This window comes from Chitinivorax sp. B, assembly GCF_005503445.1.
Lineage (GTDB): Bacteria > Pseudomonadota > Gammaproteobacteria > Burkholderiales > SCOH01 > Chitinivorax.
The window spans coordinates 1-24,765 of record NZ_SCOH01000043.1 but is presented as its reverse complement, the minus strand read 5'-3'; the positions used below and the strand labels follow the sequence as shown (position 1 = coordinate 24,765).

General features: G+C 51.3%; 28 protein-coding genes. 17 read left to right on the top strand and 11 right to left on the bottom strand.

All coding sequences use genetic code 11. The features are described 5' to 3' along the window. Positions 1-7: 7 nt before the first annotated feature. The 3 genes from FFS57_RS20335 to FFS57_RS20325 form a co-directional block, all read right to left on the bottom strand. Positions 8-400: an alanine-zipper protein gene (locus FFS57_RS20335; RefSeq protein ID WP_137939662.1), complete on the bottom strand. Its 393-nt coding sequence runs from the start codon at positions 398-400 to the stop codon at positions 8-10. Between the two features lie 83 nt (positions 401-483). Further along, positions 484-1,389: a J domain-containing protein gene (locus FFS57_RS20330; RefSeq protein WP_137939661.1), complete on the bottom strand. Its 906-nt coding sequence runs from the start codon at positions 1,387-1,389 to the stop codon at positions 484-486. 80 nt (positions 1,390-1,469) lie between these two features. Further along, a complete protein-coding gene (locus FFS57_RS20325) occupies positions 1,470-3,059 on the bottom strand; it encodes a J domain-containing protein (RefSeq protein WP_137939660.1) in 1,590 nt (529 codons plus the stop codon). A gap of 261 nt (positions 3,060-3,320) precedes the next feature. On the opposite strand from FFS57_RS20325, the gene FFS57_RS20320 reads away from it, so the two are divergent. After that, complete coding sequence (locus FFS57_RS20320; protein WP_137939659.1) at positions 3,321-3,650, top strand: PilZ domain-containing protein; 330 nt, start codon at positions 3,321-3,323, stop codon at positions 3,648-3,650. A 149-nt stretch (positions 3,651-3,799) separates the two neighbouring features. Then, positions 3,800-5,509: a gamma-glutamyltransferase gene (ggt, locus tag FFS57_RS20315; protein ID WP_137939658.1), complete on the top strand. Its 1,710-nt coding sequence runs from the start codon at positions 3,800-3,802 to the stop codon at positions 5,507-5,509. Between the two features lie 68 nt (positions 5,510-5,577). Here the strand turns inward: ggt and ylqF are convergent, their stop codons facing one another. The 3 genes from ylqF to FFS57_RS20300 all read right to left on the bottom strand — a co-directional run bounded on the left by ylqF (position 5,578) and on the right by FFS57_RS20300 (position 7,933). Further along, entirely contained in the window at positions 5,578-6,489 is a 912-nt protein-coding gene (gene ylqF, locus FFS57_RS20310) for a ribosome biogenesis GTPase YlqF (protein WP_137939657.1), read from the bottom strand. A 156-nt stretch (positions 6,490-6,645) separates the two neighbouring features. Next, positions 6,646-7,023 (bottom strand): hypothetical protein, encoded by a 378-nt coding sequence (locus tag FFS57_RS20305; RefSeq protein ID WP_137939656.1) that lies wholly within the window; start codon positions 7,021-7,023, stop codon positions 6,646-6,648. A gap of 109 nt (positions 7,024-7,132) precedes the next feature. After that, complete coding sequence (locus tag FFS57_RS20300; RefSeq protein WP_137939655.1) at positions 7,133-7,933, bottom strand: hypothetical protein; 801 nt, start codon at positions 7,931-7,933, stop codon at positions 7,133-7,135. Between the two features lie 145 nt (positions 7,934-8,078). Between FFS57_RS20300 and FFS57_RS20295 the strand changes: the two genes are divergently transcribed. The 6 genes from FFS57_RS20295 to FFS57_RS20270 all read left to right on the top strand — a co-directional run bounded on the left by FFS57_RS20295 (position 8,079) and on the right by FFS57_RS20270 (position 11,054). Further along, positions 8,079-8,336: a ribonuclease E inhibitor RraB gene (locus FFS57_RS20295; protein ID WP_137939654.1), complete on the top strand. Its 258-nt coding sequence runs from the start codon at positions 8,079-8,081 to the stop codon at positions 8,334-8,336. A 34-nt stretch (positions 8,337-8,370) separates the two neighbouring features. Beyond that, positions 8,371-9,042: a Dph6-related ATP pyrophosphatase gene (locus FFS57_RS20290; RefSeq protein ID WP_137939653.1), complete on the top strand. Its 672-nt coding sequence runs from the start codon at positions 8,371-8,373 to the stop codon at positions 9,040-9,042. Between the two features lie 17 nt (positions 9,043-9,059). Continuing rightward, the gene (locus FFS57_RS20285) at positions 9,060-9,515 is read left to right on the top strand and encodes a YaiI/YqxD family protein (RefSeq protein ID WP_137939671.1); all 456 of its coding nucleotides are present in this window, start codon (positions 9,060-9,062) and stop codon (positions 9,513-9,515) included. A gap of 225 nt (positions 9,516-9,740) precedes the next feature. Further along, on the top strand, positions 9,741-9,944 hold the full coding sequence (locus FFS57_RS20280; RefSeq protein ID WP_137939652.1) for a cold-shock protein: 204 nt from the start codon (positions 9,741-9,743) through the stop codon (positions 9,942-9,944). An 83-nt stretch (positions 9,945-10,027) separates the two neighbouring features. Continuing rightward, a complete protein-coding gene (locus tag FFS57_RS20275) occupies positions 10,028-10,507 on the top strand; it encodes a WbuC family cupin fold metalloprotein (protein WP_137939651.1) in 480 nt (159 codons plus the stop codon). Between the two features lie 4 nt (positions 10,508-10,511). Continuing rightward, positions 10,512-11,054 (top strand): YaeQ family protein, encoded by a 543-nt coding sequence (locus FFS57_RS20270; RefSeq protein ID WP_137939650.1) that lies wholly within the window; start codon positions 10,512-10,514, stop codon positions 11,052-11,054. A gap of 57 nt (positions 11,055-11,111) precedes the next feature. On the opposite strand, the gene FFS57_RS20265 is transcribed toward FFS57_RS20270, so the two are convergent. Then, the gene (locus tag FFS57_RS20265; RefSeq protein ID WP_502705932.1) at positions 11,112-11,357 is read right to left on the bottom strand and encodes a PsiF family protein; all 246 of its coding nucleotides are present in this window, start codon (positions 11,355-11,357) and stop codon (positions 11,112-11,114) included. Positions 11,358-11,570: 213 nt separating this feature from the next. Here FFS57_RS20265 and FFS57_RS20260 point away from each other — a divergent pair, with 213 nt between their 5' ends. The 5 genes from FFS57_RS20260 to FFS57_RS20240 all read left to right on the top strand — a co-directional run bounded on the left by FFS57_RS20260 (position 11,571) and on the right by FFS57_RS20240 (position 15,679). Next, positions 11,571-12,071 (top strand): peroxiredoxin family protein, encoded by a 501-nt coding sequence (locus FFS57_RS20260; RefSeq protein ID WP_137939648.1) that lies wholly within the window; start codon positions 11,571-11,573, stop codon positions 12,069-12,071. A 59-nt stretch (positions 12,072-12,130) separates the two neighbouring features. After that, positions 12,131-12,664, top strand: coding sequence for a DinB family protein (locus FFS57_RS20255; RefSeq protein ID WP_137939647.1), 534 nt, complete (start codon positions 12,131-12,133; stop codon positions 12,662-12,664). A 52-nt stretch (positions 12,665-12,716) separates the two neighbouring features. Further along, entirely contained in the window at positions 12,717-13,409 is a 693-nt protein-coding gene (locus FFS57_RS20250; RefSeq protein WP_171014097.1) for an HAD family hydrolase, read from the top strand. A gap of 38 nt (positions 13,410-13,447) precedes the next feature. Next, positions 13,448-14,875: a 3'-5' exonuclease family protein gene (locus FFS57_RS20245; protein WP_137939645.1), complete on the top strand. Its 1,428-nt coding sequence runs from the start codon at positions 13,448-13,450 to the stop codon at positions 14,873-14,875. Positions 14,876-14,995: 120 nt separating this feature from the next. Continuing rightward, positions 14,996-15,679: an enoyl-CoA hydratase/isomerase family protein gene (locus tag FFS57_RS20240; protein ID WP_171014096.1), complete on the top strand. Its 684-nt coding sequence runs from the start codon at positions 14,996-14,998 to the stop codon at positions 15,677-15,679. A gap of 65 nt (positions 15,680-15,744) precedes the next feature. Here the strand turns inward: FFS57_RS20240 and FFS57_RS20235 are convergent, their stop codons facing one another. Further along, positions 15,745-16,227, bottom strand: a complete 483-nt coding sequence (locus FFS57_RS20235) for a hypothetical protein (RefSeq protein WP_137939643.1) — start codon at positions 16,225-16,227, stop codon at positions 15,745-15,747. A gap of 124 nt (positions 16,228-16,351) precedes the next feature. Next, the gene (locus FFS57_RS20230; RefSeq protein ID WP_137939642.1) at positions 16,352-18,295 is read right to left on the bottom strand and encodes a S9 family peptidase; all 1,944 of its coding nucleotides are present in this window, start codon (positions 18,293-18,295) and stop codon (positions 16,352-16,354) included. A 305-nt stretch (positions 18,296-18,600) separates the two neighbouring features. Between FFS57_RS20230 and FFS57_RS20225 the strand changes: the two genes are divergently transcribed. From FFS57_RS20225 to FFS57_RS20215, 3 genes are all read left to right on the top strand, one after another. Then, on the top strand, positions 18,601-19,095 hold the full coding sequence (locus FFS57_RS20225; RefSeq protein WP_137939641.1) for a MarR family winged helix-turn-helix transcriptional regulator: 495 nt from the start codon (positions 18,601-18,603) through the stop codon (positions 19,093-19,095). Further along, on the top strand, positions 19,092-19,556 hold the full coding sequence (locus FFS57_RS20220) for a hypothetical protein (RefSeq protein ID WP_137939640.1): 465 nt from the start codon (positions 19,092-19,094) through the stop codon (positions 19,554-19,556). The genes FFS57_RS20225 and FFS57_RS20220 overlap by 4 nt, the downstream gene beginning before the upstream one ends. Positions 19,557-19,896: 340 nt before the next feature. After that, a complete protein-coding gene (locus tag FFS57_RS20215) occupies positions 19,897-20,829 on the top strand; it encodes a LysR family transcriptional regulator (RefSeq protein ID WP_137939639.1) in 933 nt (310 codons plus the stop codon). Here FFS57_RS20215 and sbcB read toward each other — a convergent pair. Both sbcB and FFS57_RS20205 read right to left on the bottom strand, forming a co-directional pair. Beyond that, a complete protein-coding gene (sbcB, locus tag FFS57_RS20210) occupies positions 20,819-22,246 on the bottom strand; it encodes an exodeoxyribonuclease I (protein WP_137939638.1) in 1,428 nt (475 codons plus the stop codon). The two genes, FFS57_RS20215 and sbcB, sit on opposite strands and share 11 nt — an antisense overlap. Before the next feature lie 102 nt (positions 22,247-22,348). Beyond that, positions 22,349-23,188 carry a PhzF family phenazine biosynthesis protein gene (locus tag FFS57_RS20205; protein WP_137939637.1) on the bottom strand — a complete coding sequence of 280 codons (840 nt, stop codon included), beginning with the start codon at positions 23,186-23,188 and terminating at the stop codon, positions 22,349-22,351. Between the two features lie 116 nt (positions 23,189-23,304). Here FFS57_RS20205 and FFS57_RS20200 point away from each other — a divergent pair, with 116 nt between their 5' ends. Then, on the top strand, positions 23,305-24,429 hold the full coding sequence (locus FFS57_RS20200; RefSeq protein ID WP_137939636.1) for a sterol desaturase family protein: 1,125 nt from the start codon (positions 23,305-23,307) through the stop codon (positions 24,427-24,429). The last annotated feature ends 336 nt before the right edge of the window (positions 24,430-24,765 follow it).

Here is a 24,765-nt window from a genome sequence, read left to right as displayed (position 1 = left end):
TGGCTGTTCACTTTCTCATGGTCTTCTTGAACATCCGATCGATTTTCTCGTTTGCTTCTGCCACACCTGCATTGGCTGCCTTAGCTTCACTGAGCGCCTGATCAGCTTTACGATTGGCTTCCAGTGCCAGTCTACGGGCATCATCTGCAGTCTGACTCACACTGTCGGCTTTGCGGGCGGCAGACTCGATACGCAATGCTGCCTGTTCGGCAATTCGCTTTGCGTCGTGGGCGGCTTGTTCTGCATTGGCGGCAGTGCGTAGTGCCTGATCCGCAGTGGCTTGGGCACGTTGGACAGAGATCTTCAGTGCATTCACTTCACCGTTACTGGCGCAACCAGTCAGCAAAGCACTGACTGCAAAGGTGGCGAGGGTGATCTGTCGAACGGAATGAAAAGGCATGGCTGTGCTCCTGAAAAAAGCTGAATACTGTGAAGAACAGGATACCGGCCTGACCTGGCCGGTGTGTTGATGTGTATCAGGCTTTAGCGCCACCAGGGTTCGCTCATTTTCATCACCGCCCGTTGCAGGTCACGCCAGGCTTGAGGATGGTAAGCCTGTAGGTGACGGTGGTCGCGTTCCCAATCAAAATGCTTGGATATATGATGGATAAAGCCGATTGGCAACGGTTCGAATTCTGACAGCCCCACCATCAACTCGCCCTCGAACAGCGACTTTACATCCACGTTCAGCAAGATGTCGTCGTCGATGACTTCGTCAAAGGCAGTGATGGCGATGTCTTCACCTTCATCTTCGATCAATCGGAACAATTCTTCCACTTTTGCCAAAGCGCTGGCTTCCTGCATGCGGACTTTCAGGTAGTCGACAGTACTGGGATCTTTTTCTGCCAACCAGTTACCAGGCTGTGTCCAGCCATAATGCTCTAGCAGCATATGGACAAATTCATCTTGAATATGGCGGTCATCGCAAGCCAGATAGAGCATGCCATCTTCGAACATCTCACGATGCAAGGCTGGTTCAGTCAGGTAAGGGTCGGCCAGCATCTGTTTGAAGCGACGGGTGGCTTCATCGACTTTGTTGTCCTTGTTGAGGTCGGATAACTCATAGATCCAGGGCCGCAGTTTTTCCACAATCGGCTTTTCATGTTCGGGTACGTCTTCCAGTGGCTCGTGCACTTTCCCACAATGTGGGCAGAGTTCACCACGTCCGGTAGCGTGTTCAGCGGTGATGTCGACCGGTTGCGGTTCAGCTTCAGCTTCAAAGGCGACACGTTGTGCTTCGAACTGCACTTGCTCAAAAGCATCACGCAGGCGTTGGAAGCCTTGCGGATCGTCTTCTGGCCGGGTGGTCTTCAGTAGTTGGGCGTAGGCGCGCTTGATTTCGCGCAGGTCTTGGGTGGGCTCAATGCCAAGTATGTGCCAGGGAGTCATGATGTGTTATTTGTTGAAGTACATGCCGCCGGGCATTCCGGCGGCAGATGCTGCGTTGGACAACCGATGGTTCGGTTGATTCAGCCCATATTGTTGCTCAGTGCACGCAGCATGGCAAAGCTTACCCAAATTACCCACCACCAGTTCTGGCTCCACCATGAGGGCTTGTCCCCGTCCTCAGCCGCTTTGCCAGTACGGATGCGCCAATAGAGCGTTCCCAGTGAGATTACCCAGCCACCCAGTGCCATCCAACCGACATGTAGTTTCACATCCGCCACAGCCATCATTAACATGATGGCTAGGGCGATGGGGATGGCGAAGACACAGGCACGGATGCTTTGCGCCAGTACTCGGAAGCCACGTTCGAAGGCCAGTGGGTCCGATTTCAGCATGCGCCGGGTCAGTCGCTCATCAAACGGGGCGGCAAACCGACGCCAGAACCACGGAACGATGGTATACACCGCCAAACCGCCGACGAAGATGCCCAGCATATGGATCAGAAAGGTTGTCAGTTGTGGACCGTGACTACTTGAATCGCCCAGTGTGCTAAGCATGGCAAACAAGGCGGCAACAATGGCGATGGTAATGATAGGTTTGATCGGCTCCTGACCCAGGTGGGGTTGATCTTGCCGATAGAATGCAACTGTACGGCTGTCGAATTCATCCAGTAACACCGGATGGGTGCGTTGCCAGTTTTCCACCAGATAAGCACCAGCCATCTGATTCCTCAGGTCTAATGCCTGCCATTGCAATTTCAGCCGATTGAAGGGGGCAAGAAATGCATTGGCCGCGATACTGAGCGGTTTGACCCATTCCGGTTTCAGACTGGTCTCTTTTTGACGGGCGATTGCATACAGCCTGCGTCGTTCCAGGGCCATATCCAGGCGCCATGCCAGTCTTTGCCAGGCTTCCTGATCGGCATCACGCAGATGTAGGTTGCGGTGCTGCCACTCCAGTGTTTCGCCAACAAACAGCGCAAAGTCATCTGAAGGCGGTTTGTCAGATGCCAACCATTGCATCAGATAAATTTCGAACAGGGCGCGGCTATCCAGTGATTCCAGAGCTTCGTTACCCAACGCACGTTGGAACAGCAGGCGCATTGCCTGTTCACCTTGCGTGGTGGCTTCGCTGATGGCAGTGACGGCAGCCTGCGCGACGCCTGCGGTTTGTGCATGCCGCATGCCGGCCAGCAATGCTGCCAATTCCTCAGCATGGCGGTGAGCGGGATCGAACCAGTGAAAGGTATCGGCAACGTGCACCATGAATCCAAGCGACAGTGACTTGGCTTTGAGGCACAACCCGACAAGCATGTCTTCCAGTACATCGCGGCCGGCATCACCAACATCGACCAATGCCGCTTGCAGCACTGCTATACCGTGGGTTGGTTCATCATCGATTGCACTGATCAGTTGCCGCTGCCACGGATGGGCACGGGGGCCTTCTGGTGGTGGGGTATCGACGACATCTTCCAGCGATACTGCATCATTGGCAGCAGGGGTTTCCTGGGGCCGCATGGCCCACTGCTGTGCCCAATCATAAGCATCTCGCAGTTGCTGAAAGCCTTGTGGATCGTCTTCAGGCCGGGTGATCTTGAGGCGTTTTGCATAGGCCCGTTTGATTTCACGTACGTCTGGAGTAGGGTCAATTCCGAGAATTTGCCAAGCAGTCATGTCAATCTAAAGCGCGCCACCCACCTGCGTGCACCACCGGCAATAGCCGGCATACATAAGCAGTGGTAAACGTCGTCATACATCCATCAATGACTTCTATTATCGCTCATGGTCAAACGAAATGTCATGAAAGATACTGATCGGCATACCTTTTTTGATGTCATGGTTTTTCGTGCCGCCAATCCTTGCAAAACGTCGCTGGTCATCTGCCCGCTAACCCGCTAAAAATAGAGCATGAATATCTGAACCACCGAGGCCGAGATGGGCGACAAACGGGTGTATGCCCGCAAGACGATTCGCGGTAGCGGCAGTATTGCAGACGCCTCTGGCGAATCGTGGGTACCGGTCACCATTCTGGATATTTCCCAGGGTGGTGTGGGGTTTCATGGCCGTTCCAACCTGATTGTGGGGCATGTCCGGATGATTCGTTTTACCTTGCCAACTGATCCACCGCTGGAAGCAACAGCGACAGTGCGCATTGCCTATTGCGCACCTCACCCACACTTGGGCGGGTTTCGTGTTGGGGCGGAATTCAAGAAACTCGATAGTGAAAAGCTTGAAGCCATCATCCATCTGGTCGATCATCACTGAGATCTCTGGACAGACATTCCTGGTCCACTGTATCGGATGAATTTGTTCATCATCGTTGCACCTGTACCTTGCGAGCATCCTGGCGGATGCGGGGTACCATGGGCTTCCCGGTAGCATATTGCTGCCAAGTTTGCCTATGGAGATATCCGATGCGTTTTTCTTTGTTACCGCTCGCTCTGTCGCTATGTTGGATCTATTCACCGGCGTATGCGGCTGATCGCCTGACCGATGCACTATTTGCCACCCGTTCCGAAATCATTGCGCCCAGGGCCATGGCTGCCACTAGCCAGCCTTTGGCTACACAGATCGCACTGGATGTACTGCGACGAGGTGGTCATGCTGTGGATGCTGCCATTGCCGCCAATGCTGCACTGGGTTTAATGGAACCGACCGGTTGTGGCATTGGTGGTGATTTGTTCGCAATCGTGTGGGATGCAAAAAGTGGCAAATTGCATGGATTGAATGCCAGTGGCCGTGCACCACAAGGGTTGACGCTGGATCGGTTGAAAGCAGAGTTGGCGAAACAGCATTTGACGGAGATCCCTCCCACCGGTCCTTTGCCGGTGTCGGTACCGGGGGCCGTCGATGGCTGGTTTGAGCTCCATCAACGTTTTGGTCGCATGCCAATGAACGACATTCTGGCACCAGCCATTCACTATGCCCGGCAAGGCTTTCCAGTCAGCGATGTGATTGCCTACCACTGGCAACGCAATGTGCAGTCGCTGATCCACTATCCAGGTATTCGTGAACAATTCACCCGCGATGGCCGGCCGCCCAGTAAGGGCGAGTTGTGGACTAATCCCAATCTGGCCGCGACCTACGAAAAGCTGGCTCAAGGTGGGCGCGAAGCTTTCTATCGTGGTGCCGTGGCCAAGACGATTGCCGATTATCTGCAGCGCAATGGCGGCTTCATCAGCGAGGTTGATCTGGCACAGCACCACAGCGAATGGGTGACACCCGTGTCGACCAATTACCGTGGCTTTGATGTATGGGAGCTGCCGCCGAACACACAAGGTATCGCCGCACTGCAGATACTGAATATTCTCGAAGGTTTTGATTTGAAGCAGGCGGGCTTCGGCAGTGCCGATCATGTACACTGGCTGGTTGAGGCCACCAAGCTGGCCTTTGCCGACCGCGCCCGCTATTACGCAGACCCAGTTTTCAGCAAGGTGCCAGTCGAGCAATTGATCGACAAGGGCTATGCCACCAAGCGGCGCAGGCTGATCAAGCCTGAACGCGCCATGGCGGTCGTACCGCCCAGCAATCTGGCCTTGAATCAGGGGGATACCGTATATCTGACGACCGCGGATGCCGAAGGCAATATGGTGTCGCTGATTCAGAGCAATTATCGCGGCATGGGGTCTGGTATGGCACCGGATGGGCTGGGCTTCATCCTGCAAGATCGCGGTCAAATGTTCAGCATGACACCAGGGCACGCCAATGTCTATGCCCCGGGGAAACGACCATTTCATACCATCATTCCGGCTTTTATCACGCATGATGGCAAGTCATGGGCCAGTTTTGGCGTGATGGGTGGCGCGATGCAGCCGCAGGGGCACTCACAAATCGTGATCAACTTGATCGATTTTGGCATGAACCTGCAAGAAGCCGGCGATGCACCACGTATCTATTGGGAATCGGCGATGGAACCGACCGGCGGCGATATGACGGATGGTGGTACGGTTTATCTGGAAAGTGGTTTTCCACAGGCTACGTTACGTACGTTGCAGGAACGGGGCCATCGACTTGGCGGTCAACATGGTGCCTACGGTGGCTATCAGGCAATACGCCGGCTGGACAATGGCGCCTGGGTAGGGGCATCGGAATCGCGTAAGGATGGGCAAGCCGCAGGTTATTGAAAGTGAGATCAGGCTGTTGCGATTGCTGCAGCCTGATTGGTCATGCTGATTGTCACTACCGGTGATGCTTACGCTTGATCATCGATATTTTCGTCTGCTGTATCGGTCGCAGGTACTTCCACCTGCGCGTCCATCATGGCTTGGCGGGTATCGGGGGTTTCCAGGCTGATGCGGCCCAGAATGCCACTACGGAAATCGGTCAGCAAGATCAAGGCTGCTTTTTCCAGATCCAGCTCCCCCCCTTTTTTGCGGCAACCACGGCGTTTACCGACTGCCTCCACGATTGCCACGCCGTCCATATTGCTGGCATCCAGTCCGTAACGCTTTTCCAGCGTGGCAGGGTAGCGGGCCAGCAGCATGTCACCCAAGGCAGCAGCAACTTCCTCTTCCATGACTGCATTGGTGCCAACAGCATGACAGGCAGCCAGCATGAAACCGTCCAGCGGATATTTGATTTTTGGCCATAACAGGCCTGGGGTATCGTAAACAGTCAGGCGCGGGCTGATGTCGATGCGTTGTTCACTTTTGGTGACAGCGGGCTGGTCACCAACCTGGGCCACTTTACGCTTGACCATGGCATTCATCAGGGTGGATTTGCCGACATTGGGAATACCCATGATCATTAAGCGAAGCGGCTTGATGTTGTCGTCCCGATGGGGTGCCAGCTTTTGTGCCAGCGCGGGAATTCTGGCGACATCGCTTTGTTTGTTGCAGGACAGCGCCACCGCTGTGACACCTTTTTCCTGCTGGAAGTGCGTTAGCCATTGGGCTGTTACTGTCGGGTCGGCGATATCGGTCTTGTTCAGTACTTTCAGGCATGGCCGTTGCCGCTCGCGACGTAGTTCGTGGATCATCGGGTTGCTGCTTGCTGCCGGAATGCGCGCATCGACCACCTCGACCACCACATCGACCAGGGCCATGGTCTTGGCCGCTTGTTTGCGGGCAGAGGCCATGTGGCCTGGGAACCATTGAATGCTCATATTGCTTTTTCGAATCGGAGAATAAGCTGTGATTATCGCATCATCTATCCGATATCTGCTTGAATTACCGTCAGAAGCGAGGCTGCACCAACAAAAATACAGCACCCTTGCACCAATTGGGGCAAGGGTGCTGTGCTCGCGGACAGGGGGCGGCGCTTATTTGCTGACAGCGTCCTTGGCTTGATCGACTGCTTTATCAATCGATTGCTTGGTTTCCTGTGCGGCCTCCTTGGTTTTGTCGGCAGCGATCCTGGCGGCCTCGCGAGCCTTGGCTTTGGCTTCGGTAGCTGCATCCTTGGCCTTCTCACCCGCTTCCTTCAATACCTCCTTACCCTCGGCAGTGGCCTCCTTGGCTGTTTCCCTGGCCGCTTCGCCGATGGATTTGGCTGCTGATCCAGCATGCCCAGCCGCATCTTTAGTTGATTCCCAGGCTTGCCCTGCTGATTCCTTGGCAGCTTCAACATGGTTGTCGGGCTTGCTACATGCAGTCAGTGCAAATGTGCACAACAGCAAGGCAAAAAGTGGCTTGGTCATCTATGACTCCTTTCTTGATCTGGCGGGTGGGGATGGGCTGTCACCCGGGCCCTTTTACCGTAATCGACTTTGACAGTATCCCGCATTCACCTGAACCTTGGCTGATCAGCTAAGGCTGAGGTGGGTTGGACCATTCGGGTCGAATCCATGGTGCTGGCCGTGGGTCGCTGTATTCGCTGTTACCCGATTGCCAAGCGGGGTCACCGTAATAGAATGTATTTGGCGTCTGTGCATAATGGGTCACGCCAATGGCAGGGTCATTGCTATAGATCATCCAAGAGTGGGTTGTGCCATGCCCTGCATCCAGCCGTCCGTTGTTTTTAGTGATCTGGCCATCATAGCGAATCTTCACCCCGTCTTCATTTGCCAGCTTCATGGCATGCGAGCCGCCGTCCACACCCATGATGGGATGGCTGTCATCTTTGGCAATGTCTTCCCATTTATGGAATGTGTTCCCATAGTGGCTGCCAACCAGCAAATGGCTCGGCTTACCATCTTTCAGATAGACAAAGTACATTTCCCAATCATGCTCATGATTGTTGATCCAGTCATTGTCAGCGTAATACAACCAGTATTGGTAAACCTCGTATTTGCCAGCACGTGATACATGGAAATACACGGCAGGTCGCTGGTCATTTGGCCCGCGGTTGGGTTGACCCGTAGAGCCTGTTCCGGTGATGGTGTCACCTATCTTGAAATTGACCTCGTTTTCTTTGTTGTGTTCCACGTTGCCGTCATAGGAGGTGAAACGAAAGGCATGTGGAAAATTTTTTTCGCCTGAGTCAAAGTAATCTTTGCCGTCGAAACTGAGGGTAGCTAGGTATCGGGCGGGGTTGGGTAATTCAGCTTGTGCCACGTAGGGTAGGCTCACTAGACATGCGATGGGGATCAATGCGCATTTGCGGTTCATGGAAGAGCTCCGTGATTGAGGACTGCAGATCAAAATGAACAAAAAGCACAGCGTTCTATCAAAACCGAGTGACATCTTTGCTGCAGGGTTGCAACCACCTGCTGAACTATAATCCGGCTACGTTGTTTTCATTGATGCCAAAGCCATGACTGAACCTATTCGTTATATCGACTTTACCTTTCTGTTTGCTGAGCCTGACGAGGCTGAAGCATTTGCTGATGACTGTGCCGAACTTGAGTACCAGGTCGAGATCAGCGAATACGATGGTGATGATGACCGCTATGGGTGGATTGCCATTGTTACGTTGCAAATGGCACCACACTCGCCCCCAATGACCGCGGCAGAAGTAGCTATGCGGGGCTTTGCTACTCGACATGGGGGACGTTACGCTGGCTGGGCCTGATGCCAAGGTTTGCCTTGACTGGTGTAAGCGGCAGATGCGAAAAAAGACCTTATTAAGCTGGAGCAGCGGTAAAGACAGTGCATGGGCCTTACATGTACTGCGTCAACAGTCCGAATATGAGGTAGTTGGGCTGTTTACCACGGTCAATGCAGTTTTTAACCGTGTTGCCATGCATGCGACACAAATGTCACTGTTGCAGCAACAAGCTGCCGCTGCCGGTTTGCCAGTGCACGTCATTCGTATACCCCATCCCTGTAGTGATGCCGATTATGCAAACGCTATGTGGGAATTTGTCGACAAGGTGAAAATGCAGGGAATCGAATGTATGGCTTTTGGTGACCTGTTTCTAGAAGATGTACGACGCTATCGTGAAGAAAGCTTGTGTCATATAGGTATCGAGCCGGTATTCCCATTGTGGGGGATACCAACAGACGTTTTGGCAGACCAAATGCTAGCCGCTGGTGTGAAAGCCTATGTTTGTTGTGTCGATCCTCGTCAGGCACCATCCGGACTGGCTGGATGTGAGTGGAACCGACAGGCCATCGAACAGTTGCCACCGGAGGCTGACCCATGTGGTGAACGGGGTGAATTTCACACCATAGTGGTTGATGGCCCGTTCTTCAATTACCCGATTTCGGTTCAGGTTGGCATTGTGGTGGAACGTGACGAGTTTGTTTTTGCAGACATTGTGCCCGTATACGAGTAGGAGTGAACAGTATGAGCATGCGAATCTGGGTGGACGCTGACGCGTGCCCGATGGTAATCAAAGAGATCCTGTATCGAGCAGCGGAGCGTATTCAACTTGAATTGATTCTGGTGGCCAATCAGTTTTTACGAGTACCGACCTCGCCCTATATTCGATCGGTCCAGGTGCCCAAGGGTTTCGACGTGGCGGATAACCATATTGCTGATCAAGTGGCATCGGGAGATCTGGTAGTCACGGCTGATATTCCACTAGCCGCCGCTGTCGTTGATCGACATGCTTTTGCTTTGAATCCGCGTGGCGAGTTCTACACTAAGGAAAACATTCGCGAAGCGTTGGACATGCGCAACTTCATGGACACGCTCCGTTCCAGCGGTGTGGAAACAGGCGGCCCAGCTGCATTCGGTCAAGCAGATCGACAAGCATTTGCAAGGCAGCTCGACCAGTTTTTGGCCAAAATCGAACGGCCAAGATAATAATCAGGTCGCTTGTGTAAACATGGTTAATGATCTTTTTGCAAGAAAACGCTTCCTAAATCAGGAGTTTTCGCGCACAATGTTGTCAGCAGGAATTTCAAGCAGAATTTGTTAGCCGTTGTAGTGGTTGAAGACCGCACCACAGTTTGCCGTTCCCCTTGATTCTCATGCACATTAGGGCTTTGCCCATCTTTATACTACCCATTGATTAATAGGGAAACACACATGGCAACTGGTACCGTTAAGTGGTTCAATGACTCCAAAGGTTTTGGTTTTATCAAGCCTGACGATGGTGGCGACGATCTGTTCGCGCACTTCTCGCAAATTCAGTCCAATGGTTTCAAGACGCTGACCGAAAACCAAAAGGTCAGCTTCGAGATCACCAATGGTCCGAAAGGCAAGCAAGCCTCGAACATCCAACCAGTGTAATATTACACGGTTAGATCAAAAAGCCCGGAGCAATCCGGGCTTTTTGTTTTGGGCACTCATGTTATTTTCTGGATCATGTTGGCATGAAACATATTTCTCCCGCACAGTTGGGTGAATTGGTCGGACAGGCTCAGCGATCGTTGCGTCGCCGAGCCAATCTCAACCTTCATCTGGAGTTGGGCGATCCAATCCAAAGGTTGGCAATCGCGATGGAGCCCGACACTTATGTCAGGCCACATCGTCACCCACACACCTGGGAATTGTTATATCCATTGGTGGGACGATTCCTGGTGCTGCACTTTGATGAGGATGGTGTAGTAACGGATCGTCGCGTGTTGGGTGAAGATGCGGCAGTTGTTGAAACACCGGCGGGGCAGTGGCATGCAGTTCTATCACTGGACAGTGGTGGCGTAATATTTGAAGTGAAACATGGGCCCTATCAACCGTTGCCCGAGTTTGATCAGGCCGCATGGTCTCCGCATATGGATTCGGCACAAGCAGGCGAGCTGGTAGCTTGGTATGCGCGGGCGCAAGTGGGTATGCGTTTTTCTGAGCGAGGTTAAATCGATGGCGCTGAAAGCAACCATTTTCAAAGCGCAATTGCAGATTGCCGATATGGATCGGCATTATTATCAAGACCATAACGTAACGCTTGCACGCCATCCTTCAGAAAACGATGAACGGATGATGGTGCGTTTGCTGGCATATGCGCTATATGCCCACGAACGGTTGGATTTTGGCAAAGGTCTTTGTGACGACGAAACTCCTGATATCTGCTTGATGGAGTTGACGGGTGATATGGCATTGTGGATTGAGCTGGGGCAGCCTGATGAAAAGCGGTTACGTAAAGCCTGTAGCCGCGCCGAAAAGACGGTTGTGTTCGCCTATAGTGGTAACAGTGCTGATATCTGGTGGGAACAGATCAAAAACAAGGTCAACAGGCTGGAAAGTCTGACAGTCTATAACTTGCCGTATGTTACGGCAGTGGAGCTGGCCAAACTGGCTCAACGGACGATGCAGTTGCAGTGTACCATCCAGGAAGGTCAGGTGTGGTTGACCGATGGGGTAGAGACAGTGCAGGTTGATGTGGCCGCGGCCAAGGTCTGCTGACAGGTTATACACCAGCCGGCGAGGTTTTTGCCGGCTTGCCATTGAGGGGTCGTCTGATCAACCATCTTTTTTCAGGCATTCACTCATGAATTTCTTCCGCTCATCCCCTTTTTTACCCTCTGCTTCTTTGTTACATGAGGCCATTTTTTCTTGTTGGGCCTTTTTCTTGTTCTTTAGGCAGTCGCTCATGAACTTCTTGCGTTCGTCACCTTTTTTGCCTTCAGCCTCTTTATTGCATTGAGCCATTTTGTTTTGCTGCTTGTTTGGCGCATCTTCAGCATGTGCTGCAGTCATTGTGGACATCAGACCAGCAAATACGGTCGCAATCAGTTTCATGGTTTTCTCCTGAAGGTCAGCGCTGGCATCCATGCACAACGCAAGGTCTGGAGCGGAGCATAGCAGAGTTTATGAAGTCCATGACAATGACACCAAGACGACGAGTGACAAGTATCATGGAACTCCGGAAAATACCTGTCATCCAACCTTTCAACACTCGTCACTTGCTGGAACTTGCGCATGTCAATCCGTTTGCTTCGTACTTCAATTGCTTTGGTCGTGACAGCTGGCCTTGCTGCATGTTCCCCGTTTGGGGCTGCCGAGAGCGCGCCGAATGTATCGATGACCTCAATCAAAGGACAGCCAGTAGCATTGGCACCTAAGGGCAAAGTCACGCTGGTCAATTTCTGGGCAACCAGTTGCGGGACATGTGTCAAGGAAATGCCCCAGTTGGTCGCCACTTATCAAAAGTACCGGGATAAAGGCTATGAAACCGTTGCGGTAGCCATGAGTTACGACCCGCCAAATTATGTTCTGAACTATGCTGAAAAGAATCAATTGCCATTCCCGGTGACATTGGATGTGGAAGGCAAGGCTGCGCAGGCTTATGGAGGGGTGATGGTAACGCCAACAACCTATCTGATCGACAAACGCGGCAATATTGTGCAGCGCTTCATTGGCGAACCCAATATGACAGAGTTGCATAAGCTGATTGAAGATAAACTGGCTGAGCAGGTGTAATCGAAGGGGGTAGTTATCTGCACGGCTGAACGGGGCATACTCTCGGGAGAAGGGTCGACATGATTACCTGGAAAAAGCATTTCCTGTACCAGACTGACTACCAGCACTGGGCCAATGATCAGTTGTTTGTTGCCGTGGACCAGCTGGATGAAGGTGCGTTGGGGCAAGTGGGAGGTCTGTACTACGAATCAGTGCTAGGCACAGCTAACCACATGTTGGTCGCGTGGTTGAACTGGTGGGCAAGAATGCAGGGTGTAACACCACCTCATGCCCAAACAGTAAAGTTGCATGGTGACTGGCGAAGCGTCAAACATGCATTACGTCATGAAACCCGTGCTTTTCAACATTGGCTGGAATTGCAACAGGATCCTTTCTACGAGAACAGCGTGACTTACCACACAACAGCCAACCATGAAAACACCAGTTGGGTACCGGATGTCTTGACCCATATGATGACCAGTATGGCTCATCATCGTGGCCAACTTTCTGTAATTGCCGTTCGTCTAGGGGCACCATTACCCGAAATGGATTTTATTCACTACAAACGCGAAATGGCTGATCATCTGAGCCATCTGCGTGATCAGCAGAGTTGACTGCACTGATGCGATGTAATATCAATGATTGCAGTAAGGAAGCCCATTGAACTTGCCTGCTGCAATCATCTTTGACTTCAATGGCGTCCTCGTCTGGGACAGCCACCTTCATGAACAAGCTTGGTGTGAATTTGCGCGCCGTTTGCGGGGTAGCCCGTTAACGCAGGATGAGATCATCCAGTACATCCATGGCCGCACCAATCGAACTGTATTGGAATATGTACTGTCACGCGATGTAACTGCTGACGAAGCGTTGTTGCTGGGTGAAGCCAAAGAGGCTATCTATCGCGAGCAGTGTCCATATGATGCTGTTGCAAATCATCTGTCCCCCGGCGCAGTTCCGTTACTGAATGTTTTACGTGAATCCACCATTCCTTACGCCATTGCTACCAGCTCTGGTCTGGGAAATATGATGTTTTACGAGCAGCAATATCGTTTGCAACAGTGGTTTGCCCCGGAGTTCCTGATTTACGACGATGGTACGGTGCGTGGTAAACCAGCACCTGATTTGTATTTGCGTGCGGCGCAACGTTTACAGACCCGGCCTGCCCATTGCATGGTAGTAGAGGATTCTGTCTCAGGTATCGAGAGCGCCCGTGCCGCCGGGATTGGCCATATCGTGGCCTTGGGGCCTACACAGGAACACGCGAGACTACATACCGTGCCCGGTGTTGCAAATGTGATCAACTCCTTGGCAGAAATCGACTTGCAAATGTTTCAGCACCTCCCAGTTGCGATTGGGTAAGGTATCATCAGGCCGCTGAATTGATGCAGACGGACACCATGTTTGACCAAACCATTGTATTTGTAGACCTGGAAACCACCGGGGGCTCGACCACCACGGACCGTATCACCGAAATTGGCGTGGTGGAAATGGGGCCGGAAGGTGTGTCTGAATGGAGTACCCTGATCAATCCGCAGATGGCTATCCCGCCATTTATCGAGAGACTGACAGGTATCAGCAATGACATGGTACAAAGTGCACCTACGTTCGCCGAAGTTGCACCGGACCTAGCACAGCGTTTGACTGGCAAGCTGTTTGTGGCCCATAACGCCCGATTTGACTATGGCTTCCTAAAAAATGAATTCAAGCGTCTGAATCTGTCTTTCCGTTCCGAGGTACTGTGTACGGTCAAACTGTCACGTCGGCTGTATCCTCGCGAATACAAACACAATCTGGACAGCATCATTGCTCGCCACGCGCTGCCGGTGGATGAACGTCACCGTGCCTTGGCCGATGCCAGGGCGTTGTGGTTGTTTGTGCGCAAGTTGGAGCGGGAACAGCCTGACGCCTTGAAGGAAGCGGTAGCGGAACTGACTAAGCAGCCTACACTTCCACCTTTCCTGGATCGCGAAGTAGTGGAAGACCTGCCAGAGACGTGCGGTGTTTACCTGATGTTTGGTGAGAACCAACTACCGATTTATGTTGGCAAAAGCACCAACATTCGCAAGCGGGTGCTACAGCATTTTGCTGCCGATGCTCAAAACGGTAAAGAGATGCAGATTTCACAGCAAGTACGTCGTATTGAATGGTTCGAAACGGCGGGTGAACTGGGGGCGCTGTTGACTGAGGCAAGACTGATCAAAGATCTGCAGCCTACGTTGAATCAGCGTCTTCGCCGTAATGGAGAGATGTGTGCATGGCAGTTGCAAGAAACGGATGATGGCTTTTTGCAACCTAAACTGGTATATGCGCAGGATCTCGATTTTGGATGGCAAGAGAATCTTTACGGCCTTTACCATTCGCAACGAGAGGCTCAGAACACACTGCGCAAGATTGCAGATGTCAACCAACTCTGTTTGATCCGTATGGGTTTGGAAAGCGCAAACCGTAGTGTCACCAAGCCTTGCTTTGCCTATCAATTAAAGCGGTGTCGCGGGGCCTGTGTGGGGCGGGAAGCACCTAGTATGCACAATATTCGTGTGTTGACCGCATTGAGTAAGGCTCGGGTGCAAGCGTGGCCCTATGGCGGTTGTATTGCCATTCGTGAGCAAGACGCAATGGGCTCTCGTCAAGACCTACATGTAATAGATCACTGGTGTTATCTGGGTACAGTTAGTGACGAAGCTGCGCTGCAAACTTTACTGGCTGAACCGCCCAAGCCACGTTTTGATATTGATACCTACAAGTTGTTGCACAAGCAGTTAAAGCATGTCAAGTCTGCGGATATTGTGACCCTAACGCGGGCAGTCGCTCCGGTAGATGGGTGAATCACGCCCATTCCTCATTTGGGCGAGCAATATACTGTAAGCGCCTCACTTTCAAACGGTCGCTTGATTGAATTTTGGCAAACAGGCATGATGGCCAAGTTCATCAACCCGGAGTTCCTCATGGCTACACTCAAGCTCGACAAGCAGGACGACCTCTATCTGCTCACGCAGATCAATGGTGCTCGTGCGAATACCTTCACTGATGAAGTACTTGATGAATACAATGCAGTATTGGATCAAATCGAAGCGGAAAGTGGCAATGCTGCGCTGGTGTTGACCAGTGATGATCCAAAATTCTTCAGTAATGGTATCGATCTAGAATATATCCAATCCAAGGGAATGGAATATTTGTTCGGCCATTTCGTCCCGCGCCTGGATCAATTGTTGTTGCGCCTGGCTTTGATCAACCTGCCCACTGTCGCTTGTTTGAATGGCCATGCCTATGCAGGCGGTGCATTGATTGCTTCAGCGTTTGACTTTCGTACCATGCGTGCTGACCGGGGATTTCTGTGCTTTCCGGAGATTGATCTGAAACTGGGGTTGAGCCCAGTAATGACAGAGATCGTCAAACTGTTACCAAATGAACAAACTCGTTTGGAATTGGTGCTGACCGGCCGCCCGATCGGTGGAGAAGAAGCGGCTAAACGTGGTGTTGTTGATTTGGCCGTGGCTGCGGATGTTCTGTTACCACAAACATTGGAAATGGCGGGCAAACTGGCAAAGAAAGATCGCCGTACCTACACACAGATCAAACATGGATTCCGTGGCCATTTGCAAGGCTTGGTAGATCTAAGTAAGCGCTGAGTAACTGTAGTGATGTGATAAACCTGGCTGGGATCTTGGCCAGGTTTACATTGATTAGTTTGCTGTTATGTACTTGGACAGCTATTCGGTGGAATCGTGATGTACTGCTTTTGCGCTGTATCTTGTAAATCCGTGTAATGAATCACGTACTCAATCGTGATGTTTTCCTTCAGGACACGTTTCATCTCGCCTGCGCAGATTTGTTGAATTGCCTGTGCCTCAATTTCGTCTTTCTTCAATAAATCGATCACATTACCTTTGGCAACCGTGTAATTGGCTTGCCAAAGCTTACCGTTGAATTCGACTTTAGTCAGGGTAACCACAGGATCGACCTGTCTGGGCAACGTGGCATTGATCTCGGTAGCAAGCTGAGTCATAACCACTTTCGGGTCGTACTTGTTCAACATTACTTTCTGTACCAACTTGGAAACGCCGATTATCACAATGATAGTGACTACAATCTTGACAAACTTATTCACTGGGGACCTTAGCAATACTGAATAGGGAAATCCAGTTATGTTAATTGCTAAGTATTTGCTGGTAAACATTTATTTATGTTTCCTATTTGTCTGGATGAAGTGGGTCGAACACTTGTTGACTTGGTAAATGAGGCAGGGAGACCTATACAGACAAATAGAATAAAAAGGCCGATTTTATGCCGGCCTTTATCAATCAAGGATTGTGCTTCAAATGGGTTTCGAAGAACCGAAGAGTATGGCCGATATTGAAGACACGATTCTCACGCTTCTGTGTTCCATGTCCCTCGTCAGCAAATAGCATCAATTCGGCGGGGACCTGACGCTTCTTGGCAGCCTCATACATCTGTATTGCTTCACCAACGGGTACGCGCGGGTCGGTAACACCCTGAATGATCATCAACGGTGCTGCCAATTTGTCGATATGGTTGATGGGTGACAATTTGACGAGTGCATCACGGTCTGTCTCCGGGTTGCCATATTCAGCAATTCGTAGCTGACGGCGGTATGGTGCAGTGTTCTGCAGGAATGTCATCAAATTGGAGATACCTACTGTTGAGACACCTGCATCGTAGGCACCAGCAAACAGGGTCATACCTGCCAGTGTGGCATAACCGCCATAGCTGCCACCGGCAATACCGATTTTGGGTGTTCTACCATTCTTACCCCAATTGGTGCGGATATAACGGGCTGCATCTTCAATATCGGAGACAACATCAAGTCGTTTCGGACCGTCATCCATACCCAGCCAAGTTTTACCATAGCCATCAGAACCACGTATGTTGGGTTCAACAAAGATAAAACCGGCGTCGACAAATAGTTGGGCATAGGCTGAAAAACCTGCATCAGATTGTCCTTCCGGCCCACCATGAAAGTGGACAACGACAGGGCAGGGTGCAGGATCGCACTGGGCTGGACGACGTACAAACATGGGAATCGGTGTGCCATCGCGAGCTGGGTAGCTTTCCAGGGTGGCTTTGGCAAAACGTCGGGTATCGATTTCTGGGGTCATCGACTGCTGCCATTGTGTCAGCTTACCGGTCTTCCATTCGTAAATGTAGCTGACGAGTGGTGCAGTGGCGGTTTCGATGGCCAACACGCTGAAACGCCCGTCACGTGTATGGCTGTTGATGACAATGTGGTCTGCGTCTTTGAAGGTCGGCAGCTTGATTGGTGCATAGGTTGTGGCATCTAATGCCGCGGTTCGAGTATAGCCGCCTTCGTTGATCGAAAAGACAATATGGCGACGTGCTGGGTCAATGGAGAAATGGCTGACATCCCATTTGATCTCTGGCGAGAGCGGGGTGAATTTGCCACCTTGCCAGCGATACAGGCGACGGAAATCGCCTAATTTCGATGTCTGTACAATCAGTTCGCCAGGGTGGGCGCTATAGGCCGCATTGTATTCAGCTTTTTCATCTTGCCCCAATAATGGAGTGAGTTGCTGAGTGGTAGGTTGAAACTCATAGTATTCGGTAATGACGTTGGAAAGATTTTTCTCTAGCAACAGTCGACCATCGGCCTGATGATCCGCAATATTCCATAGCCCTGGTTGGTTAAAGATCAGTGTCTTCTTGCCAGTGTGGATTTCATAACGATACAACGCATAACTGTCCTGGCGCTGATCATTGGCACTGTAATAGACATATTGACTGTCATCTGACACAAATTGCAGGCGGGTTTGCACCTTGGGTTTATGTTGAATCTCAATCAGGCTTCCTCCATCGGTTGGTTGTAGATACAAGCCAGGGTTTTCTTCGCCTTTGCGGTCGCGTGAAATCAGCAGAAAGCGATTATCCGGCGTGATGCCAGCCAAACGCGTGGCATCCTCACCACCAGTCATCTGGACAGGGAAGCGCTGTGGGCCATCCAGTCGCCACACTTGAGAAATCCCCGTTACCCGCCAAGTGAAAAATAATTGTTTACCGTCTGCAGTTAGCATGCCGGCACCCGGACTGGAGATATCAAGCATGTTCTGGATGCGGCCTGTCAGCGAGGTATCCAATGGCTTTGGCCGAAACTGTTCGATGGTTTCTTTGGCCAGACTTTCAGTGCCCAGGCCAGAATAACCTTCGGCAAAAGCCGGGCTGATAAGAAGACTGGTCCATGCCAGCATCAGTGAACGCACAACCTGCTTCATAATTGATCGATCCTTCGAACGACGGTTCATCTGCTGTTGATGACCCATCACATGGTTATTGTTGTGAACGGTTAGCCATGAAATCCATTACTTTGGCTGCTGTTTTGGCATGGTACCTGTGACCGGTTGAGCCGAGCAATGGCGGCTCAACTGTTAGCCAATGTCTATCTTGTTTTACATGGTATGAGTACGGTCAGCTGTTTTAGTGGTCGTCAATTCGCTTAAGTCTAAAATGTAGATGCTTATTGACAACTAGTTTCCATTTGTGGAAACTAGTTGTCAATATTGATATTGGGACTTATCAAATGAATGCGCTAATCAACCGCTCGGGTCACCAAACTGAAATTGATGTGGTCACTGACATCATGTTGGCCATTTTTCGACTGAATGCGTTATTGCTGGAAAAAGGTGACCAGTTGGTGGCGCCATTGCAATTGACCAGTGCCCGTTGGCAGGTGCTAGGGGCAATTGCAATGGCCGAGCAGCCGCAAACAGCACCACAGATTGCGGTCGCCATGGGTATTACCCGGCAAGGTGCGCAAAAGCAACTGAACCGGGCAGTGGATGATGGACTGTTGCGTAGTATCACCAACCCCAGGCATGAACGATCACCACTGTATGAACTGACGTCACAGGGGCAATTGGCATTTGATCAGGCGATGGTAAAGCATGTTGCTTGGGCTGAATTGTTGGTCAAGGATGCGGTGTTGCCAGATCTTCAAACTGCATTACGAGTCTTGAATGGCTTGCACGCTCAGCTTGAACACGTTGTATTGCCACTGGCAGGTCAAACAGCATGAAGCCCGTTGTTCACGCCATAGCTGGAATGGTTGCCATGTTGACGGTCACAGCATTTTTGCTGGCTACCCTGATATCAGAACTGTTTCTGGATCATGCGGCGGTGATTGCAGTGAAGCACGCGATTGTCGTGTATGGCCTAGCCATACTGGCTACTGCCATGGTGTTCACGGGCGGGTCAGGATTTAGTTTGGCCGCCATACGTAAAGGCAAGTTGCTGGAGAAGAAGCAACAACGTATGTCGATCATTGGATTCAATGGTATGTTGATCATGGTTCCTGCTGCGTTGTTCCTTAATCATAAAGCGACTGTTGGTCAATTTGATCGTGTGTTTTACGCCGTACAAGGCACTGAGCTGATCGTTGGCTTGGTGCAGCTGACGTTAATGGCCCTGAATCTCTGGAGTGGGCTGAAGTTGACTGGCCGCTTGCGTCAACGGTCAGCCATCAGTCGTCGAGGCTGATCGTCAGTAGCTATGTCAAAACCGCCCTAATCGATAACGGTCCCAATCATTATCCATTGATTGGGCTGATCGAAGCATCGGATGGTATGCCGGTTGGGTGAGTTTTTTTGAATGACGTGGCCCCAGTTGGCGCAGGCAAAACAAGTGCTTAAACCAATTCAAGTTCATGAGTAGCTCCGCAATCAGTTAGGTTGCAGAGGCAAGCTGCGCGCTCGCTTGGCTCCGGCTTTTGCTAAATCCCACGTCTGGGAGGTGGTGGAGGGATATCCAACTTGCCCAAACGATATCACCCACGCAGAATGCATGAGAACGTCCGTAACGGTAGACAAGGCATGCAAAAATGAATGACTGGGATGATTGGCGTATGTTGTTGGCAGTCATGGAGGCGGGTAGCTTTACCAAAGCTGCGGAGACATTGGGTTTGAATCAACCGACAGTCGGTCGGCGTATTGATGCTCTGGAACAAAAATTGGGAGCCAAGCTGTTCCAGCGGCATGCCAGAGGGTTGCGGCCAACCGAACTCGCAGACAAGTTGGTACCCCATGTCCGTTTGATGGCTGAAGGTGCTGAGTCAGCGGTACGTGTAGCCGCAAGCCAAGGGGAATGTGTACAGGGAATTGTAAAGCTATCGGCAGCACCGGCCCTGGCGAATGGCTGGCTAGCCCGGCGTCTGGCGGACTTTCATTGTCGTCACCCTGAGCTCGAAATCTGGCTGCAGGGCAGTTCCGCAGTAGCGGATTTGAGTGCAGGAGAGGCTGATATTGCGCTGAGACTATTCCGTCCCACGGAGTCCAATCTGGTCGTTAAGAGATTGGGTGTGGTGGCAAACAGGTTTTATGCACATCCAGACTATCTGGCCAAGTATGGTGAACCATGTACAGTGGAGGATTTGGTGCACCACGATATGGTGGGATTTCAGGATGTCATGTCAACGCGGGAAATCGAGTGGATGCAGCGGAACTTGCCGGCCAATTTCCGTTGCACGATGCGTACCAACCATGCCATGACTGCTATGCAGTTTGTTTCGAATCGCGGTGGCATTGCATTTTTGCCAGACTATGTGGCGACGTTGAATCCAGAATTACGCGTGGTGTGCCGCGATACGTTCGTCAATTTACGCGATATGTGGATGGTGATGCATCGTGATCTGGCCAAGACTGCACGTATACGCGCCCTGGCTGATTTTCTGGTTGAAGCATTCGAGGCGGACCCGGTCTGGCATGGTGAATCCATGCCAGACTGTGTGCCAATCCGTGGGCTAATTACCCCATAAGGGTATCGGCGTATTCCATCAGTGCTTCCAATACTTGGTGTTGCTTGTCATTCAGCTGATCATTGGCCTGTAACAACTCAATCTTTGCAAGGTAATCGTCAATGGTCAGACTGGCGCCCCCTGCAGGATCGGTCAACCGCCATTCGCGGTATTCAGCCCATTGCTCGGCCTCACTGCTCGACAAGGTATCGCGGAAGTTACGAGCCCGATAGCGGAACAGCATTTCGGGTAGGCGCTTATCCTCAAAATCGAAGCGGTGCCGGGCTAGTTCGGTGGGACTGCTGGTACGCACACGGGAAATCAACGATTTGTCCTTTGCACCAAAAAAGCCGCTGTAGATCATCCGATCTGGGTCGTTGATGGGTTCATGCTCCGGGCGGTTAAACACGGTGGCAAGTTTTTCCGACAAATCCCATTGCCGTAACATCCGCCAGTGTTGTTCACACTGGTCACGGTCGATCTGCCAGTGTTCGGCCAGCGAGGGCTCCAGCAATTTAGCTGCGGCTACTACGGGGCATTTGTTGAGGTGGATGGTTTTCAGGGGCAGACGGGCGGTGCCTGCCGGCAGTTCGTCTGCTTTGGTAAACAGACGCTTACGAATGTCATCAACATCCAGCTCGAATAAAGGTGTTGGATCGGCCCTTAAATCGAACACTATTACTTCATTTTTATTGGTAGGGTGTATGGCAATGGGTGCTACCAACGCCAGGCAGCCGTAGTCGGTAGCGTACATGCCGGACACGTGTAACAATGGCCGTCTTTCCTGTAGATCGATTAAGTCTCCGACTTTTCGCTTGTCTCGCAGTTTGTACACATAATCATATAGACGTGGCTGCTGCTGTTTGACCAAGCGTGCCATTGCTATCGTTGCAAGTACATCCGACAGCGCATCGTGTGCAGCCTCATGTGCCAAGCCATTGGCTTGAGCCAGATGTTCCAGCTTGAAGCTTGGTTTGCCATCCTCATGTATAGGCCATTGAATGCCATCGGGCCGCAAGGCCCAGGTCAGCCGCAACATGTCGAGAATATCCCAGCGCGAACACCCATGTTGCCATTCGCGGGCGTAAGGGTCGTAAAAGTTACGGTAAAGCAGATTGCGGGTGAATTCGTCGTCAAAGCGCAAGGTATTGTAGCCAACACCACATGTGCCGGGCGCTGCTAGCTCATCGTGAATACGTGCAATGAACTCTGCTTCAATGATACCGTGTTTGGTAGCGTGTTGCGGCGTAATACCAGTAATCAGGCAGGATTCGGGATCGGGTAAAAAGTCGTCTGCCGGTTTGCAATACAACATCATCGGATCACTAATGATATTAAGGTCTTCATCAGTGCGGATGCCCGCAAACTGCGCAGCACGGTCGCGGCGGGGATCGCGGCCAAAGGTTTCGTAGTCGTGCCAGTAGAGGGTGGTGGTCAAGGTGATGTACTGTTATCTGAATCAGAGGAATGGGAACGATTATCCGTGTTTGGCGGAGTTTGTGGGAGTGTGCCAATCCACCTACCCCGTAATGAAACCGACTCAGACGTAAAGCGTGCCATCACCAACGTAGATAACCCGACCACCCACATGAATTCCGCCGCGTTCATCCAACGTAAGGTATAAATGATTCAAGCGATCTACTTTGTGACCTTGTTCGACAGTCAGTTTGAGTGGGCCAGTGATGCCGTTGGCCCGTAACCAGCCACCAAGATTGGCGCAGGCTGAGCCGGTACCGGGGTCTTCACGTGCCATGCCTTGAACATCGAAAAAGAAACGGGCTGTGACATGGTCTACATCACGGTGCCAGAGTAGCGCATTGGTCCACCCAACTTGATTGCTGGTATGGTCTTGCATCAATGCATAGTTGGGCTTGGCACGGAAGACAGCGCCCTGACTGGTGAGAGGAATGATAGTCTGTTCAACACCAGTATTGACAAATAAAGGTGTTGAATCGAAATCGGCCTCGTTCAAGCAAAAGGTATTTGCCAGTTGCGTGGCGGTCGCTTGTAAGGGCCGCCAGCTTGGGGTGTTTGCTTGCAAGGTCCACACATCACCAGTGGCCCATACGGGAATGACACCTGCGGGCATGGATAGCCTGATATGGTCTCCACCTGAACACAGCCTGCGCACAATATGGGCTGTGCCTAACGTAGGATGGCCAGCGAAGGGTAATTCGCCAGACGGCGTGAAGATGCGAACACCTGCTGTGGCGCCATCTGCTGGGTATAGAAACGTGGTTTCCGACAGATTGAGCTGTTGAGCAATTGCAAGAAGGGTAGCATCATCCAGCCCAGTGCCGTCTTCAAAGACAGCCAACTGGTTGCCGGCGAAACGTTGTTCTGCAAAGACATTGACCAAGTGATAACGGTATGGACGCATACTGGCTTTCTATGGGCAGATGAAACAATCAGTGTCGCATTGGATTGTCCGTATGTTCAACTCAGCGTGCATTTGGCATAGTCCATACATATATATTGCAGATCAAGGAGACACACATGCTGGATAACATGAAGAGGCTATCCGAATCGCACGGCCATATGCCTCGTGGTCGTGGTGTGGTATCGGGTGTCATTGCGCTGACTCTGGGCATTCTATGTTTCCTCGGTGTGCTGGCTTTTCACTTCCCGGCCTATCTGACCACGCCTGAACTACGTCGCACCTACGACGTCACCACACTTCGCCAGGTGCTTTTCTGGGTAATGGTGATTGCAGGCGGGATTTCCATCAGTAATATCGTGCTAGGCCGAGTCCGCTGGCTCTCCGCATGGGCGTTTGCTTTGGTGGTGCTGGCAGCCTTGCTGGGTGGGCATAAGGTGCCAGTGAATGATTTTCCAGACCATACACCTTATATAGGTCTGGACTGGTTTATTTTGGACTTGCTTGGTTCCAGCCTGATTTTTATCTTTATTGAGAAGCTATTCCCTTTACGTAAGGGACAACCGGTCTTTCGACCAGAGTGGCAGACCGACTTCAAGCATTTTCTGGTCAACCACATAGTTGTCGGTTTTATTCTATTGGCGACGAATCTGATCGTTCATAAAGGTTTGGGTTGGGCGGTAAAGGATGGCGTACAGGAGTGGGTCAAGGATCTACCATTTGTGGTGGAATTGTTCCTGATCATTCTGGTCGCTGATCTGGTGCAATACTGGACACATCGTGCTTATCACGAGGTTCCAGTATTGTGGCGCTTGCATGCTGTTCACCATAGCGTGAAAAGCATGGATTGGCTGGCTGGCTCGCGCCAACACATCCTGGAGCTATTGATGACCCGAACATTGGTGCTGGCACCTATCTTCGTGTTGGGTTTTTCCAAAGAGGTGATTGATGCCTACATTGTCATCGTCGGTTTTCAGGCAGTGTTCAACCACGCCAATGTCAGTGTGCGCCTTGGCCCGCTACGTTATGTGATTGTTACACCCAATTTTCACCACTGGCATCATTCGCAAGATAAGGAAGCGCTGGATCGCAACTATGCAGCGCATTTTGCCTTTCTGGATTACTTGTTTGGCACCGCAGTGAAATCCGATCGTGAATGGCCTAGTGATTACGGCGTATTGGGTGACTATGTGCCAGATGGTTTTTGGGAACAGGTGAAGTTCCCGTTCACCTGGAAAGGGTAGCAACAACACATGACAGTGAGTCTTCTTTAACTATGAGAGGCCAATAACCTGTTTTTTTATGAAGCGCCCTCAAAAAATATTTCTCTGTTGTTGTGCAAGCCCAACCTATTCAATTTTGATTATGTTTGTTATTTAAATCAATTGGGTATGACTGTCAGATATGAGTCGAAGCTGGTAGCCATCGTCAGCCGCGTTTGAACTTTTTTGATGGTGGTTGAAATTTGGTGTTGACGAGTATGAAGAGGGTGAGTATAGTTCGGCCTCTCTCGCAGCGACGCGGCGAAACGAATAGATGTTTTGACTGCGCAACTGAATGATCTTTAACAAAAAAATACA